The sequence below is a fragment of the Bacillus sp. DHT2 genome (genome assembly GCF_026241455.1).
In the GTDB taxonomy this organism is placed as follows: Bacteria; Bacillota; Bacilli; order Bacillales; family Bacillaceae_G; genus Bacillus_A; species Bacillus_A pseudomycoides.
This window is the reverse complement of record NZ_JAPHWH010000002.1, coordinates 61,742-78,114: the sequence shown is the minus strand read 5'-3', so window position 1 is coordinate 78,114 and position 16,373 is coordinate 61,742. Positions and strand designations below refer to the sequence as shown.

16 protein-coding genes are annotated in these 16,373 nt (G+C 36.9%); all 16 read left to right on the top strand.

The window, feature by feature from the left end; translation table 11 throughout:
- The first annotated feature begins 52 nt into the window (after window positions 1–52).
- The 16 genes from ymfI to cotE all read left to right on the top strand — a co-directional run bounded on the left by ymfI (window position 53) and on the right by cotE (window position 16,338).
- Window positions 53–766 (top strand): elongation factor P 5-aminopentanone reductase, encoded by a 714-nt coding sequence (gene ymfI, locus ORL93_RS05365; protein WP_265958774.1) that lies wholly within the window; start codon window positions 53–55, stop codon window positions 764–766.
- 79 nt (window positions 767–845) lie between these two features.
- Window positions 846–1,094: a DUF3243 domain-containing protein gene (locus tag ORL93_RS05360; protein WP_003199403.1), complete on the top strand. Its 249-nt coding sequence runs from the start codon at window positions 846–848 to the stop codon at window positions 1,092–1,094.
- Between the two features lie 136 nt (window positions 1,095–1,230).
- On the top strand, window positions 1,231–2,016 hold the full coding sequence (locus tag ORL93_RS05355; protein WP_016115921.1) for a DUF3388 domain-containing protein: 786 nt from the start codon (window positions 1,231–1,233) through the stop codon (window positions 2,014–2,016).
- A 12-nt stretch (window positions 2,017–2,028) separates the two neighbouring features.
- Window positions 2,029–2,940: a helix-turn-helix domain-containing protein gene (locus ORL93_RS05350; RefSeq protein ID WP_265958773.1), complete on the top strand. Its 912-nt coding sequence runs from the start codon at window positions 2,029–2,031 to the stop codon at window positions 2,938–2,940.
- Between the two features lie 64 nt (window positions 2,941–3,004).
- Window positions 3,005–3,583: a CDP-diacylglycerol--glycerol-3-phosphate 3-phosphatidyltransferase gene (gene pgsA / locus ORL93_RS05345; protein ID WP_018764686.1), complete on the top strand. Its 579-nt coding sequence runs from the start codon at window positions 3,005–3,007 to the stop codon at window positions 3,581–3,583.
- A 20-nt stretch (window positions 3,584–3,603) separates the two neighbouring features.
- Complete coding sequence (locus ORL93_RS05340) at window positions 3,604–4,842, top strand: competence/damage-inducible protein A (protein ID WP_097795826.1); 1,239 nt, start codon at window positions 3,604–3,606, stop codon at window positions 4,840–4,842.
- Between the two features lie 142 nt (window positions 4,843–4,984).
- Window positions 4,985–6,010: a recombinase RecA gene (recA, locus tag ORL93_RS05335; protein ID WP_006095669.1), complete on the top strand. Its 1,026-nt coding sequence runs from the start codon at window positions 4,985–4,987 to the stop codon at window positions 6,008–6,010.
- A 431-nt stretch (window positions 6,011–6,441) separates the two neighbouring features.
- On the top strand, window positions 6,442–8,010 hold the full coding sequence (gene rny, locus ORL93_RS05330) for a ribonuclease Y (protein ID WP_016115916.1): 1,569 nt from the start codon (window positions 6,442–6,444) through the stop codon (window positions 8,008–8,010).
- A 182-nt stretch (window positions 8,011–8,192) separates the two neighbouring features.
- A complete protein-coding gene (locus tag ORL93_RS05325; protein ID WP_003199419.1) occupies window positions 8,193–8,987 on the top strand; it encodes a TIGR00282 family metallophosphoesterase in 795 nt (264 codons plus the stop codon).
- A 149-nt stretch (window positions 8,988–9,136) separates the two neighbouring features.
- Complete coding sequence (gene spoVS, locus ORL93_RS05320) at window positions 9,137–9,397, top strand: stage V sporulation protein SpoVS (RefSeq protein WP_000404341.1); 261 nt, start codon at window positions 9,137–9,139, stop codon at window positions 9,395–9,397.
- A gap of 23 nt (window positions 9,398–9,420) precedes the next feature.
- Window positions 9,421–10,383, top strand: a complete 963-nt coding sequence (locus ORL93_RS05315; RefSeq protein ID WP_176524575.1) for a dipeptidase — start codon at window positions 9,421–9,423, stop codon at window positions 10,381–10,383.
- Between the two features lie 258 nt (window positions 10,384–10,641).
- Window positions 10,642–12,399, top strand: a complete 1,758-nt coding sequence (locus ORL93_RS05310) for a 2-oxoacid:acceptor oxidoreductase subunit alpha (protein WP_003199424.1) — start codon at window positions 10,642–10,644, stop codon at window positions 12,397–12,399.
- Window positions 12,386–13,252, top strand: coding sequence for a 2-oxoacid:ferredoxin oxidoreductase subunit beta (locus ORL93_RS05305; RefSeq protein WP_018764680.1), 867 nt, complete (start codon window positions 12,386–12,388; stop codon window positions 13,250–13,252). The genes ORL93_RS05310 and ORL93_RS05305 overlap by 14 nt, the downstream gene beginning before the upstream one ends.
- 449 nt (window positions 13,253–13,701) lie before the next feature.
- Window positions 13,702–15,231, top strand: a complete 1,530-nt coding sequence (miaB, locus tag ORL93_RS05300) for a tRNA (N6-isopentenyl adenosine(37)-C2)-methylthiotransferase MiaB (protein ID WP_003199427.1) — start codon at window positions 13,702–13,704, stop codon at window positions 15,229–15,231.
- 3 nt (window positions 15,232–15,234) lie between these two features.
- Window positions 15,235–15,666, top strand: a complete 432-nt coding sequence (locus tag ORL93_RS05295; RefSeq protein WP_006095670.1) for a YlbF/YmcA family competence regulator — start codon at window positions 15,235–15,237, stop codon at window positions 15,664–15,666.
- A gap of 129 nt (window positions 15,667–15,795) precedes the next feature.
- Window positions 15,796–16,338: an outer spore coat protein CotE gene (cotE, locus tag ORL93_RS05290; RefSeq protein WP_003199431.1), complete on the top strand. Its 543-nt coding sequence runs from the start codon at window positions 15,796–15,798 to the stop codon at window positions 16,336–16,338.
- Window positions 16,339–16,373: the final 35 nt, after the last annotated feature.

Here is a 16,373-nt window from a genome sequence, read left to right as displayed (position 1 = left end):
ATTAGTGTTTTGAAAGAGTTTCTCTGTAGAGGAAAGATAAGAGAGGATACATATGACAAAGTTTGCATTAGTGACTGGAGGAAGCGGAGGAATTGGCTCTGCAATTTCGAAACAATTAGTTGAAGATGGTTATACGGTGTATGTCCATTACAACAAAAGTGAAGAGAAAATAAAAAAATTAGAACAGCAACTTGGTGCAATTATTCCAGTTCAAGCGAATTTAGCAGTGGTAGATGGCGTGCAAAAGCTCTGGGCGCAAATTCATTATCCGATTGATGTTATTGTGTATGCAGCTGGAAAAAGTATATTTGGTTTGGCGACAGATGTGACAAATGAGCAATTGAATGAGATGGTGGAATTGCAGGTGAAGAGTGTTTATAACCTTCTTTCACTTGCGCTTCCATCGATGATCCGCCTGCGAAGTGGAAATATCGTTGTTATTTCATCTATATGGGGACAAGTAGGAGCGTCTTGTGAGGTGCTGTATTCTATGGTAAAAGGTGCACAAAACTCTTATGTAAAGGCGCTCGCAAAAGAGGTTGCGCTAAGTGGTATACGTGTAAATGCAGTGGCACCAGGAGCCATAGAGACGGAAATGTTAAGTGTGTTTTCAAAAGAGGACAAGAAAGAGATCGCAGAAGAGATTCCAGCTGGAAGGATTGGATTTCCAGAGGAAATCGCCAAAACTGTTTCTTTCCTTGTATCACCAGGGGCTTCCTATATAACAGGGCAAATTATTGGAGTAAACGGTGGCTGGCATTGTTAAAATAAAAATATGTACATAAAAAGTGAGAAATTGTACAAATTAAGTATGATTCTATTACTTAATAGTGAGGTGCTTAAACATGTCAGTATTAGAGAATTTTGACCAGTGGAAAAGCTTTTTAGGAGAACGTTTAGAACAAGCGCAAGGAAAAGGGCTTGATGGTGGTGCAGTTTCAGATATGGCATTCCGTGTAGGTGATTATTTGGCAAATGAAGTAGAGGCGCGAAATGATCAAGAAAAATTATTAGCTGAGCTTTGGAAAGTGGCTGATGAACAAGAACAACACATGATTGCTAACTTAATGGTAAAGTTTGTACAACATAAGTAAAAAAGAGAGGAGAAAATCCTCTCTTTTTTTTAGGTATTGAAAATACCGTGATTCATTATACATTTATCTTCCCTATTAACGTAAAATCATATAATATAGTACGTAGGTGTAAAGTAAGCAGGGGGAGTGACATTTGATGATTGAATGGTATTTTGAATATGAAATACATAAAAACCGACCTGGCTTGCTTGGTGACGTTTCTTCGTTAATCGGTATGCTTGGTATTAATATTGTCACAATTAATGGTGTAGACAACGCTCGGCGCGGGCTGTTGCTTATGTGTGATAGCCAAGAGCAAATCTCTAGACTTGAATCAATTTTGAATACGATGGATAATATAACTGTAACGAAATATCGTCCGCCAAAGCTCAGAGATAGGTTGGCAGTTAGGCACGGTAGGTACATACAGCGAGACGCAGATGATAAGAAAACATTTCGTTTTGTTCGTGATGAATTGGGTTTACTCGTTGATTTTATGGCGGAACTAATGAAAAAAGAAGGGCATAAACTCATCGGAATAAGAGGAATGCCTCGCGTTGGAAAAACGGAATCTATCGTTGCTGCAAGTGTTTGTGCAAATAAGCGTTGGCTATTTGTTTCGTCTACTCTTATTAAACAAACTGTACGCAGTCAACTGATTGAAGATGAGTATAGTGACGATAATATTTTTATATTAGATGGCATTGTTTCAACAAAGCGTGCGAATGAAAGGCATTGGCAACTCGTTCGTGAAATTATGAGGTTACCCGCAACTAAAGTTGTCGAACATCCAGATGTATTTGTGAGTCAATCAGAATATACACTTGATGATTTTGATTATATTATTGAATTGCGTAACGATTATGATGAAGAAATTCAATATAATTTAGTAGATGAAATTGAGCAAGGAGCGCAAAATAATTTCTCTATGTTTGACTTTTAAAGAAATATTGAGGTGTTAGTAGTGACGGAATTAGGACAAAAGCTGAAGGAAGCAAGAGAAGCGAAAGGCTTATCTATTGATCAGCTACATGAGGTAACGAAAATTCAAAAACGGTATTTAGTAACAATTGAAGAGGGCGATTATAGTATATTGCCTGGTGCATTTTATGCACGTGCATTTATTAAACAATATGCGGACGCGGTTGGTCTGAACGGAGAAGAGTTGATTGTAGAGTATCAAAGCGTAGTACCACAATCTGAATCTCATGATGTACCGCAAATATCAAAAGGTCAAAAAACACAAGAAACTATGCAAAAAGCAGCATCGCTTCCAATAGCAGATCATATGTCTAAAATATTGATTGCATTATTGGTAATTGCAGTAGGGGTAGCTGTGTGGTTTGTTTTCCAATGGTTAATTGGAAAAGATGAAGGACAAGTAAAACAAACGAAAAGTGAGCAAATAGAAGTACAGAAGGCGAAAAATTCTCCGCTTGATGAAAAGAAAGAAGAAGTAAAAGCAGAAGAACCTAAAAAAGAAGAACCTAAAAAAGAAGAGCCACCAGCACAACAGCCACCTGCTGGACAAGAAGAAGTGAAGCTTGTTGGAACAAGTGGTAAGGTATCTACTTTGGAAATTCATAATAATAAAGCACTGGAGTTAGAAATTACAGCGAAGGGTGCAAGTTATGTAGACATTAAAAATGAAGGTGGAAATGTCGTTTTTAATGGTACACTTCAAGAAGGTCAAACAGAAAAACATGATTTAACAACAGCAAAAGAAGTACTTCTCAACATTGGAAGTGCACCGAATGTTGAAATTAAACTGAATGGCCAAGTTGTTGCTTTCCCACTAGATCCAGAAAAGGAATATCACCAAAGATTAGTGATTAAAAATCTAGGGATAGGACAACCTGCACAATAACAGTCATCGCTTCGATGACTTTTTTCCAATGAACAAATGTTTTTGACATGATGGAGGAATAGCTGTGAATTTACCAAATAAAATTACAATATCTCGAATCTGCTTAATTCCAATTTTTTTAGTAATTATGTTAGCTCCTTTTAACTGGGGAACATATACAGTTGGAAATGTAGATTTACCAATTCAACATTTAGTAGGAGCGATAGTTTTCATTGTTGCTTCAGCTACAGATTGGATTGATGGACATTATGCAAGAAAGTATAATCTCGTGACGAATCTAGGTAAGTTTCTTGATCCATTAGCTGATAAGTTACTTGTTTCAGCAGCGCTTATTACATTAGTAGAAATGCAATATGTTCCATCTTGGATCGTTATTGTAATCATTAGCCGTGAGTTTGCTGTAACAGGATTACGTCTTATATTGGCTGGAACTGGTGAGGTTGTTGCGGCGAATATGTTAGGGAAAATTAAAACATGGACACAAATTATTGCGATTTCAGCATATTTATTACATGATGTACCGTTAAATTTAATCCATATTCCGGTTGCGGATATTTTCATATGGATTGCACTTATCTTTACGGTTATTTCTGGTTGGGACTATTTCTGGAAAAATAGAGCTGCTTTTGTAAATTCAAAATAACAGCTTATGGGGGAATCGGAATGAATGCCGAAATTATTGCGGTTGGAACAGAATTGTTACTCGGGCAAATTACAAATACAAATGCGAAGTTTTTATCTGAAAAGTTAGCTTCCATCGGAATTAATGTGTATTATCATACGGTTGTAGGTGATAATAATCATCGTTTACAAGAAGCAATTCAAATTGCTGAGAAGCGTGCAGATATACTTATTTTTACTGGTGGATTAGGACCGACAAAAGATGATTTAACGAAAGAAACAATTGCTTCAACCTTACAAGAAGAACTTGTTTATGATGAAGAGGCTTTAACGTCAATTGGCGAGTATTTTAAACGTACAGGACGCGAATTCACAGAAAATAATAAGAAACAAGCACTTGTTTTGAAGGGATCGACTGTATTTGCAAATGATCATGGTATGGCACCGGGTATGGGGCTAGCTAAGAACCAGAAGGTTTATATTTTATTACCGGGCCCGCCAAAAGAAATGAAACCGATGTATACAAGCTACGTAGAGCCGTTTTTACGTAACCTTACAACTGAAGAGCATATATATTCCCGTGTTCTTCGTTTTTTCGGCATTGGAGAATCCCAACTGGAAGTGAAAGTTCAAGACTTAATTGATGGTCAAACGAATCCAACAATTGCTCCGCTAGCTTCAGATGGAGAAGTAACGCTTCGTTTGACCGCTAAACACCATGATGTAAAGCATGCGGAAGTGTTAATTCAACATATAGAAGATTTGATTTTAGAACGAGTAGGGGAGTTTTTCTACGGATATAATCAAGATTTTCTTCATAATAAAGCGATTGATTTATTGAAGAAAAAAGCTTTAACTTTAGCGTGTGCAGAAAGTTTAACAGGCGGTCTGTTTGGAAATCAAGTAACAGAAAATGCCGGCGTATCTTCTGTTTTTAAAGGCGGCGTGATTTGCTATCATAACGATGTGAAACAACATGTTTTACAAGTGCCTGAAGAAACCTTACAAACAGTCGGTGCTGTTAGCGAACAATGTGCTCGTTATCTTGCTGAAAATGTAAAGACACTATTGAAGGCAGATATTGGGATTAGCTTTACTGGAGTGGCAGGACCGGGTGCTTCGGAAAATAAAGAGCCTGGTACTGTTTTTGTAGGTTTAGCGATAAAGAATGAACCAACGTTTGTTTTTCCTCTTAAATTAAGTGGAAGTCGTCAGCAAATTCGGGAACGCTCTGTGAAATATGGATTTTATCATTTATACAAAAAACTAGAAGAGATGTGAGTTTCTTCTAGTTTTTTTGTGATGAAAAATGAAACTTTTTCCATGGAAAACAAAAAAACGAATAAACGTTCGATTTTTGTTGGCAAATTGATATGAAAATAGGTATAATAAGATTAGCAATTCAGTTAAGGAGGAATTTTGAATGAGTGATCGTCAAGCGGCATTAGATATGGCGTTAAAACAAATAGAGAAGCAATTTGGTAAAGGCTCCATTATGAAATTAGGAGAACAGGCAGAACGTAGAATTTCTACAATTCCAAGTGGTTCATTAGCACTTGATGTAGCTTTAGGTGTTGGTGGTTACCCGCGCGGACGTGTTATCGAAATCTATGGACCTGAAAGCTCAGGTAAAACAACGGTTTCCTTACATGCGATTGCAGAAGTGCAACGTCAAGGTGGACAAGCAGCATTTATTGATGCAGAACATGCGATGGATCCTGTATATGCACAAAAATTGGGTGTTAATATTGATGAGTTACTATTATCACAGCCTGATACAGGAGAACAAGGTCTAGAAATTGCAGAAGCTTTAGTACGAAGCGGTGCAATTGATATTATCGTAATTGACTCTGTAGCGGCTCTTGTACCAAAAGCGGAAATCGAAGGAGAAATGGGTGACTCTCACGTCGGTTTACAAGCACGTCTAATGTCACAAGCACTTCGTAAGCTTTCCGGTGCGATTAACAAATCAAAAACAATTGCAATCTTTATTAACCAAATTCGTGAAAAAGTTGGGGTTATGTTCGGGAACCCAGAAACAACTCCAGGTGGTCGTGCGTTGAAATTCTATTCAACAGTTCGTCTTGAAGTGCGTCGCGCTGAGCAATTAAAGCAAGGTAATGATATTGTTGGTAACAAAACAAAAATAAAAGTAGTGAAAAATAAAGTAGCACCTCCTTTCCGTGTTGCTGAAGTTGATATTATGTACGGAGAAGGGATTTCAAGAGAAGGCGAAATTTTAGATATGGCTTCTGAACTTGATATCGTTCAAAAAAGTGGTGCTTGGTATTCTTATAATGAAGAACGTTTAGGACAAGGGCGCGAAAATGCAAAACAATTCTTAAAAGAAAATCCAGAATTAAGAGATGAAATTGCATTCTTTATTCGTGAACATCATGGTATTGGTGAAGATTCTGGAAACTTAGAAGAAGGTGCTATTCTAGATTAACAAAAGACACGATTTCGTGTCTTTTATTTTTTATTTCACAATAATATGTAGCAAGGTCTTTCATTCAGGCGTTCTCCCTTGTTAAAACTGATTAGGTAAGGGGTGCCATCTTTGGTGAATATAAACTTTTTTCGTTAAAAGGAGATTTATATGACAAAGGTAAAGAAAGTAAAAGTAGACAACGCTTGACAATGAAAATTGCGATAGATACAATGAGAATGTATATTTTTTCTTATATACGATACACTCTTCTCTAGAAGAGAAGTAACATTCGGAGTAGGTTCTATACCTTTTCGAAATAATAATATGACATTTTAATTGTGAAATGAAGAAAGTCCCTTAAAAAGCGGGGCGACGGTCTTTGCTGTACGTTGCAAATTAATGTACATGCCGACAGTCTTTTTTCATTCATGGCAAGGGGAGGTGAAATCATGAGTAGTAGTACATTAATTTGGATACTCATCTCCATTTTGCTTGCAACAGTCGGTGCAGTTGTTGGCTTTTTTGTTCGAAAGTCTATTGCAGAAGCGAAGATTAATGGTGCAGCAAACGAAGCGAGACGCATTTTAGAAGATGCAAATCGTGAAGCAGAGGCACTTAAGAAGGAAGCGCTTTTAGAAGCAAAGGATGAAATTCATACACTTCGTACAGAAGCTGAATTAGAAATTCGTGATCGTAGAAGCGAATTACAAAAACAAGAAAATCGTTTAATGCAAAAAGAAGAGAACCTTGATCGTAAAGACGAGACGCTCGATAAACGTGAGCAGATGTTAGAAAAGAAAGAGGAATCTCTTGTAGCGAGACAACAACAGATTGAAGAGTTGGAAAGCAAAGTGGGAGAGTTAGTTCAAAAGCAACAAACGGAATTAGAGCGCATTTCCAATCTGACACGCGAACAAGCGAAAGCAATCATTTTAGGGAAAGTGGAAAGTGAAATTTCTCATGAAATTGCCGTTATGGTAAAAGAAAGTGAAGTTCGTGCGAAAGAAGAGGCGGATAAGAAAGCAAAAGAGATTTTATCTCTTGCAATGCAAAGATGTGCAGCTGATCATGTTGCTGAAACAACCGTTTCGGTTGTAAATCTTCCAAATGACGAAATGAAGGGACGTATTATCGGGCGTGAAGGTCGTAATATTCGTACGTTAGAAACGTTAACAGGTATTGACCTTATTATTGATGATACGCCAGAAGCGGTAATCCTATCAGGGTTCGATCCAATTCGTCGTGAAACAGCTCGTATCGCTCTTGATAAGCTCGTACAGGATGGACGTATTCACCCAGCACGTATTGAGGAAATGGTCGAAAAATCGAGACGTGAAGTGGATGAGTATATTCGCGAAGTTGGGGAACAAACAACATTTGAAGTAGGTGTCCACGGATTACATCCAGATTTAATTAAAATCTTAGGTCGTTTGAAATACCGTACAAGTTATGGACAAAATGTGTTGAAACACTCTATGGAAGTAGCGTACTTAACAGGACTTATGGCAGCGGAGCTTGGCGAGGATGAAAAACTAGCAAGACGTGCAGGTCTATTGCATGATATCGGAAAAGCAATTGACCATGAAGTAGAAGGTAGTCACGTTGAAATTGGTGTTGAACTCGCAACGAAATATAAAGAGCATCCGGTTGTTATTAATAGTATCGCATCTCACCATGGTGATACAGAACCAACTTCCATCATTGCAGTTTTAGTTGCAGCAGCGGATGCGTTATCAGCTGCAAGACCAGGAGCTCGTAGTGAAACGCTTGAAAACTATATTCGTCGTCTTGAAAAGTTAGAAGAGATTTCAGAATCCTATGAAGGAGTAGAAAAATCTTTTGCAATTCAAGCAGGACGTGAAGTTCGCATCTTGGTAAAACCGGATACAATCGATGATTTAGAAGCTCATCGTTTAGCGCGTGATATTCGAAAACGTATTGAAAATGAACTGGATTATCCAGGACATATTAAAGTAACAGTTATTCGTGAAACACGTGCAGTGGAATACGCAAAATAAAGTGGTGAAACACCACTTTATTTTTTTGTGTTGGGATTGGGCAATATAAAATAAATCGTTTGCAAATCACTTTATTCGATTTCCATTCTAGTTGGCTAGAATGGAAGAAGAGTTTTAATGAGCAGTTTGTTTTTCTTATTAGTGAGTAATAAAATAAGTAGTACATAGAAAGGGTAAGACATATGAGAATTTTATTTGTTGGAGATGTAGTAGGATCCCCTGGAAGAGGTATGATTCAACAATACGTACCGGCGTTAAAGAAAAAATATACGCCTACTGTAACAATTATTAATGGAGAAAATGCTGCAGGTGGCCGTGGTATTACAGAGAAAATTTACCGAAACTTTTTAGAGTGTGGTGCACAAGCAGTTACGCTTGGGAATCATGCTTGGGATAACCGTGAAGTGTTTGAGTTTATTGATGATGCAAAATATCTTGCAAGACCAGCCAATTTCCCAGAGGGAACACCGGGAAAAGGACTTATTTTTGTAAATTGTAACGGTACCGAAGTAGCGGTAATTAATTTACAAGGACGTACGTTTCTTCCGCCAATTGATTGCCCGTTCCGAAAAGTAGATGAATTAATTAACATTGCGAAAAAACGTACAAATATTATCTTTATTGATTTTCATGCTGAGACAACAAGTGAAAAACAGGCGCTTGGTTGGTACGTAGATGGACGTGCTACGGCAGTCGTAGGGACACATACGCATGTTCCAACAGCAGATAATCGTATTTTGCCAAGCGGAACAGCTTATATTACAGATGTTGGAATGACTGGTCCGTATGATGGGATTTTAGGTATGGATCGTGAAGCTGTACTGAAGAAATTTTTAACGAATTTACCTGTACGTTTTGAAGTAACAAATGGAAGAACGCAACTAAGTGCAGTATTAATTGATGTGGATCCAAATACAGGAAAAGCGAAAAAAATTGAGCGTATTTTAATCAATGATGATCAGCCATTTTTCGAATAAGATTATTTAGAAGTTAGAAAAAACATTATATTTTAATTTTTTAGAAAAATTACAGAAATTTAGCAGGAATACATGTCTCCCCTCGTGAATATAAGTTAAAGTGAAATCAATCGCTAATACTTTTTAAAGAAACGAGGAGGAAACGAGGAATGGAAATATTAAAAGTTAAAGCAACTTCGGTCCCTAACTCTGTAGCCGGTGCACTTGCTGGAGTTATTCGCGAACGCGGAACAGCAGAAATCCAAGCTATTGGCGCAGGTGCATTAAATCAAGCTGTGAAGGCAGTAGCAATTGCAAGAGGGTTTGTAGCGCCTAGTGGTTTGGATTTGATTTGTATCCCAGCTTTTACAGACATTATGATTGATGGTGAAGAACGTACAGCAATAAAATTAATTGTAGAACCTCGTTAAGTTTGAACAACCTGTTTGCTTTTATGCAAACAGGTTGTTTTTATGGGGAAGGGGAAATGAAAGTGAAAGTATTTGATGCGCACTGTGATGTACTATGGCAACTATGGAGTGCAAAAGGAAAGAAGAATTTTCAAAATGATCCGTCTTTACATATTACATTTGAACAATTGGAGCAAAGAAAAGGAAGCGTACAATGCTTTGCGATATATGTACCTGAAATCGTACCATATGAACAACGTTTTGAAGCTACGTTAGCTATGATAGATATATTTTATAAGCAGGTTTTATCGTTACCAAACATGAAATTGATTCAGACAAAAAAAGATATAACGCAGTTAGAATCAAATGAAATTGGCGCGATTTTAACATTAGAAGGCGGCGAAGCAATTGGAAAAGAAATGATGAAATTGCGCACGCTCTATCGTTTAGGAGTCCGATCTATGGGACTCACGTGGAATCATGCGAATTTATTAGCTGATGGAGCACTGGAAACAAGAGGAGCGGGACTTACTGCGTTTGGTAAGAAGGTTGTAGAAGAGCTGAATTCGTTTCGTTTATGGACAGATGTGTCTCACTTAAATGAAAAAGGTTTTTGGGATGTGATGGAAATTGCTCAATATCCAATTGCATCACATTCAAATTGTTATGGGCTTTGTCAGCACCCGCGTAATCTGAAAGATGAACAAGTACAAGCACTTATTCAAAAAGATGGTGTAATTGGTGTAACGTTCGTTCCAGAGTTTTTAACCAACCATGGGCCTGCTTATATGGATGACATATTACGGCATGTGGAGCGCATTTGTTCGCTCGGAGGAGAGTGCAATATAGGATTTGGTTCGGATTTTGATGGTATCACAGAAATGGTTGTCGGTGTGGAAGCGTATCGGCGTTATGAATATGTAATCAATGAACTGAGTAAGCGATACAGTGAAACAAATGTTCAAAGCTTTTTATATGATAATTTCATTAATCATATTTCTTTCTAGTTTCTTATTTTTTATTGTTTTTTTATTTGAAAATAAAAAGTTAGAAAAATTAAAAAATTCTAATGAAATTCAGACCAAATTATTGCATTTTTTTCATTGTAAGGCTAGAATTGTAGACGAATTAAGATTATGCAAAACATTCAGGGAAGTCTGAAGAGGTATAATTTGTGTCCATTGTAGTTTCTTTGCATAAAAAGTGCTACACTATTACTGTAAAAAAATACACTACAATGAATGCAGCCAAAAGGGGTGTAGGAGATGATTAGTCAACTTTCATGGAAAGTTGGAGGACAACAAGGTGAAGGAATTGAAAGTACAGGAGAAATCTTCTGTATTGCATTAAACCGCTTAGGGTATTACCTATACGGTTACCGCCACTTTTCATCACGAATTAAGGGTGGTCATACAAATAATAAAATTCGCGTAAGTACAACTGAAGTACGCGCAATATCAGATGATTTAGATATTTTAATTGCTTTTGATCAAGAAACAATTGATTTTAACTTCCACGAACTACGACCAGGTGGAATTGTTGTTGCAGATGCAAAATTTAATCCAACTATACCAGAAAGTTCAGATGTAAATCTATATGCAATACCGTTTACAGATATTGCCTCTGAATTAGGGACATCATTAATGAAAAACATGGTTGCCGTTGGGGCATCTAGTGCAGTATTAGGGTTAGATGAAACTGTATATTTAGAAGTTGTTGAAGAAATTTTCGGTCGCAAGGGAGAGCAAGTCGTTAAAAAGAATATGGAAGCAATCAAACGCGGCTCTCAATATATGAAAGAATTACTTGGTGAGAAAGTGAATATGATGCAGCTTGAAAAAGCTGATGGTCAAAAACGTATGTTTATGATCGGTAACGATGCAATTGCATTTGGCGCAGTAGCTGGTGGAGCGCGCTTTATGTCAGCATATCCAATTACACCTGCCTCTGAAATTATGGAATACTTAATTAAAAAATTGCCAAAAGTAGGCGGAACAGTCATCCAAACAGAGGATGAGATTGCTGCTTGTACAATGGCAATTGGTGCGAACTATGCGGGTGTACGTACCCTAACAGCATCAGCAGGACCTGGTTTATCTTTAATGATGGAATCAATTGGTTTAGCTGGTATTACAGAAACACCACTTGTAATCGTTGATACACAGCGTGGAGGTCCAAGTACTGGTTTACCAACAAAGCAAGAGCAATCTGATTTAATGGCGATGATTTACGGGACACACGGTGAAATTCCAAAAATCGTAATGGCGCCAAGTACTGTTGAAGAAGCGTTCTATGATATCGTAGAAGCATTTAACCTAGCGGAAGAATATCAAGTTCCTGTTATTTTCTTAACAGATTTACAGCTTTCTTTAGGAAAGCAAACAGTAGAACCATTGAAGTTAGACAGAGTAGAAATTCGCCGCGGTAAGCTTGATTTACAGGCAGAGTTACCAGATCGTGAAAATAAAGCTTACTTTAAACGTTATGAAGTGACAGAAGATGGTGTTTCACCACGTGTTTTACCTGGTATGAAAAATGGTGTTCACCATGTGACAGGTGTAGAACATGATGAAACTGGTAAACCATCTGAATCAGCACTGAATCGTAAAGCACAAATGGACAAACGTTTCCGTAAAATGGAGAATTTAAAGTTTAATACCCCTGTTTACAAAAATGCTAAGTATGATGAAGCTGATGTATTGTTAGTTGGCTTTAACTCTACTCGTGGTGCAATTGAAGAAGCAATGGAGCGTTTAGAGCAAGAAGGATTAAAAGTAAATCATGCTCATGTTCGTTTAATTCATCCGTTCCCAACTGATGAAATTCTTCCACTTGTAAAGGATGCAAAACGCGTTGTTGTAGTAGAAAACAATGCAACTGGTCAGCTTGCTAACATTATGAAAATGAATCTTGGCATTGGTGAGAAAATTTCTAGTCTGTTAAAATATGACGGGAATCCATTCCTCCCAAAAGAAATTTACAACGAATGCAAAAAAGGGGTTGTATTAAATGGCAACATTTAAGGACTTTCGGAACAGTGTAAAACCAAACTGGTGTCCAGGTTGCGGAGACTTCTCGGTGCAAGCTGCAATTCAACGTGCAGCAGCTAACGTTGGTTTAAACCCAGATGAATTAGCTGTTATTTCTGGAATTGGCTGTTCAGGTCGTATTTCAGGTTATATTAATTCGTATGGTGTTCATAGTATTCATGGGCGTGCACTTCCAATTGCACAAGGTGTGAAAATGGCAAACCGTGATTTAACAGTTATCGCATCTGGTGGTGACGGAGATGGCTTTGCAATCGGTATGGGACATACAATTCATTCGATTCGTCGTAACATTGACATTACGTACATCGTTATGGATAACCAAATTTACGGTTTAACAAAAGGTCAAACTTCACCACGTAGCGAAGCGGGATTTAAAACGAAAAGTACACCGCAAGGTTCAATTGAACCAGCGTTATCTGTAATGGAAATGGCGTTAACAGCTGGTGCAACTTTTGTGGCACAAAGCTTCTCTAGTGACTTAAAAGAATTAACGCAGCTTATCGAAGCTGGTATTCAGCATAAAGGATTCTCTTTAATTAATGTATTTAGCCCATGTGTAACTTATAATAAAGTAAATACGTATGACTGGTTTAAAGAGAATTTAACAAAATTAAGCACAGTTGAAGGATACGATCCATCTAATCGTATGATTGCTATGCAAACATTAATGGAAAACAAAGGTTTAGTAACAGGCTTAATTTATCAAAATACAGAGCAGCCTTCTTACCAAGAACTTGTAAAGGGATATAGTGAAAAGCCTTTAGTGCAAGCTGATTTACAAATGGATCAAAAAATGTTTGATGAACTCGTTGCTGAATTTATGTAATCATAATAAAAAAGCTGCTTAATGGCAGCTTTTTTATTTACATGGTGAGTAAACAAAATGAGTTAACTTTTTAATACATTTTGTTTACTCGGAAAATTCAGAATGATAAAATGATAGTGTATCGTCTTGCCAGAAAAAATTGGTTTGTGCGCTGTAGTACGTGGGTATGATACTGTCTCTTTGTTGTTAAATTTAGCTAAACACTTTATACTATGATAGTGTGTATAGGAATAAAATAACATGCTATTTAAAAGGACAAGGTTAAAACAACAAAAAAGGGAATGTCTATTGGTGTCGGGAAGACTCCATTCTTACGGATGGTTAGATCGATTACTCGAGTTTCAAAGGGGCAAGTTATCTCTCAAACTATCCTAATCTTTAAGATGGGTCTGATTGTCATTAGAATGGACTACAGAGTGTGTATAGTTAAGGTTGAAAGGAGATTACCCATGAACGAGCAACAACGATTAGCAAGTCAACAAGCCAATTCTTCTATGAAAAAAGGAGAAAAAGATTACAGTAAATACTTTGAAAGTGTATATCAGCCGCCTTCTTTAAAAGATGCGAAAAAACGCGGAAAAGAAGAAGTTAAAATTGAACGTGATTTTGGTTTGCCAGAAGAGTTTCGTAACTTTGGTGCCGGAAGAAAGTTTTATATCCGTACTTATGGATGTCAAATGAATGAACATGATACAGAAGTAATGGCTGGTATTTTTACAACACTTGGATATGAACCAACATTTTCGACAGAAGATGCAGATGTGATTCTATTAAATACTTGTGCCATTCGTGAAAACGCTGAGAATAAAGTATTTGGTGAACTTGGTCATTTAAAACCATTAAAACAAAGAAACCCAGATCTTTTAATTGGTGTGTGTGGTTGTATGTCTCAAGAAGAATCTGTTGTAAATAAAATTATGCAAAAAAACCAGCATGTAGATATGGTATTTGGTACACATAATATTCATCGTTTGCCGTACATTTTAAAAGATGCGATGTTCTCAAAAGCGACAGTTGTTGAAGTATGGTCTAAAGAAGGGGATGTAATTGAAAACCTTCCGAAAGTACGTCGTGGTGATATTAAAGCATGGGTAAATATTATGTATGGATGCGACAAATTCTGTACATATTGCATAGTACCATATACACGTGGTAAAGAACGTAGTCGCCGCCCAGAAGATATTATTAATGAAATTCGTCATTTAGCGGCAAATGGATATAAAGAAATTACGTTGCTTGGTCAGAACGTAAACGCATACGGTAAAGACTTTGAAGATTTAGAATATGGTCTTGGTGATTTAATGGATGAACTTCGTAAGATTGATATAGCACGTGTTCGCTTTACGACAAGTCACCCACGTGATTTCGATGATCACTTAATTGAAGTACTTGGAAAAGGCGGTAATTTAGTTGAACATATCCACTTACCGGTGCAATCTGGAAGTACAGATATGTTGAAAATTATGGCACGTAAATATTCACGGGAACACTATTTAGAACTTGTACGTAAAATTAAAGAAGCGATTCCGAATGCAGTATTAACAACTGATATTATCGTTGGTTTCCCAAATGAAACAGACGAGCAGTTTGAAGAAACGATGTCGTTATATCGCGAAGTAGGGTTTGATAGTGCATTTACATTTATTTATTCTCCACGTGAAGGTACACCTGCTGCAAAAATGAAGGATAATGTACCGATGGAAGTGAAAAAAGAGCGTTTACAACGTTTAAATGCATTGGTTAATGAATATTCTATGGAAAAGAATAAACGATATAAAGGCCAAATCGTTGAAGTACTAGTTGATGGAGAAAGTAAGAATAATCCCGACGTGCTTGCAGGCTATACGCGTACCAATAAACTTGTAAACTTCGTAGCTCCAAAATATGCAATCGGTCAGCTTGTAAAAGTAAAAGTAACGGAAGCAAAAACTTGGTCTCTAAACGGGGAATTGGTTGAGGAGCCACTCGAGGTGAAATAATAGATGAAAGTTTATACAAAAGATGAAATTGTTGAGCAAGCGAAAGAATTAGCGAAAATGATTTCTGAAACAGAAGAAGTGGATTTCTTTAAACGTGCGGAAGCGCAAATTCATAAAAATGAAAATGTAAAACGTGCAATTGATGAAATTAAAGCGCTGCAAAAACAAGCCGTAAACTTACAGCATTATGGAAAATGGGAAGCATTGAAAAAAGTAGAAGCGGAAATAGATGCTCTGCAAGATAAACTTGATAGCATTCCGGTTGTACAGGAATTTAAATCTTCACAAACATATGTAAATGATTTACTGCAGCTTGTAGCAAGTACCATTTCTAATAACGTAACGGATGAAATTTTAATTTCAACTGGTGGCAATGTGTTAAAAGGTGAAACGGGTGCTGAAGTAGAGAGTAAAAAAGGGAATTGTGATTGTTAAGGGAGATGTCTTATGGACATCTCTTTTTTGTTTTTATTTTGCTCTATAGTCTTTTGTCAAAAAAAGAATGACACATTCCGCTATTGTCACGCATATGATTAAGTGAATATTGATTGAGGAGGGTTCCGAATGTCCGAATTTAGAGAGATTATTACAAAGGCAGTAGTGGGCAAAGGACGTAAGTATACAAAGTCAACGCATACATGTGAATCAAATCATGAGCCGACAAGTATTCTCGGATGTTGGGTAATTAATCACACATATGAAGCAAGAAAGAATGGGAAGGCTGTAGAAATTGAAGGATACTACGATGTGAATACGTGGTACTCATTTGATGAAAACACAAAAACAGAAGTTGTAACAGAACGTGTTAGTTACACGGATGAAATCAATATTGGATATCGTGACAAAAATTTTTCAGGTGAAGATTTAGAAATTATTGCCCGCGTTATTCAACATCCAAATTGTTTAGAAGCAATTGTTTCACCAAATGATAACAAAATTGTTGTAACGGTAGAGCGTGAATTTGTAACAGAAGTTGTCGGTGAAACAAAAATTTGTGTAAATGTAAATCCAGATGGATGTCCAGAGGATGAGGATAGCTTTGAAGTAGATGATGATGAATTTGAAGAGTTAGATCCAAACTTTATTGTAGATGCAGAAGAAGAATAATAGAAAGCTAGGGAGAATTTCTTCCTAGCTTTTTA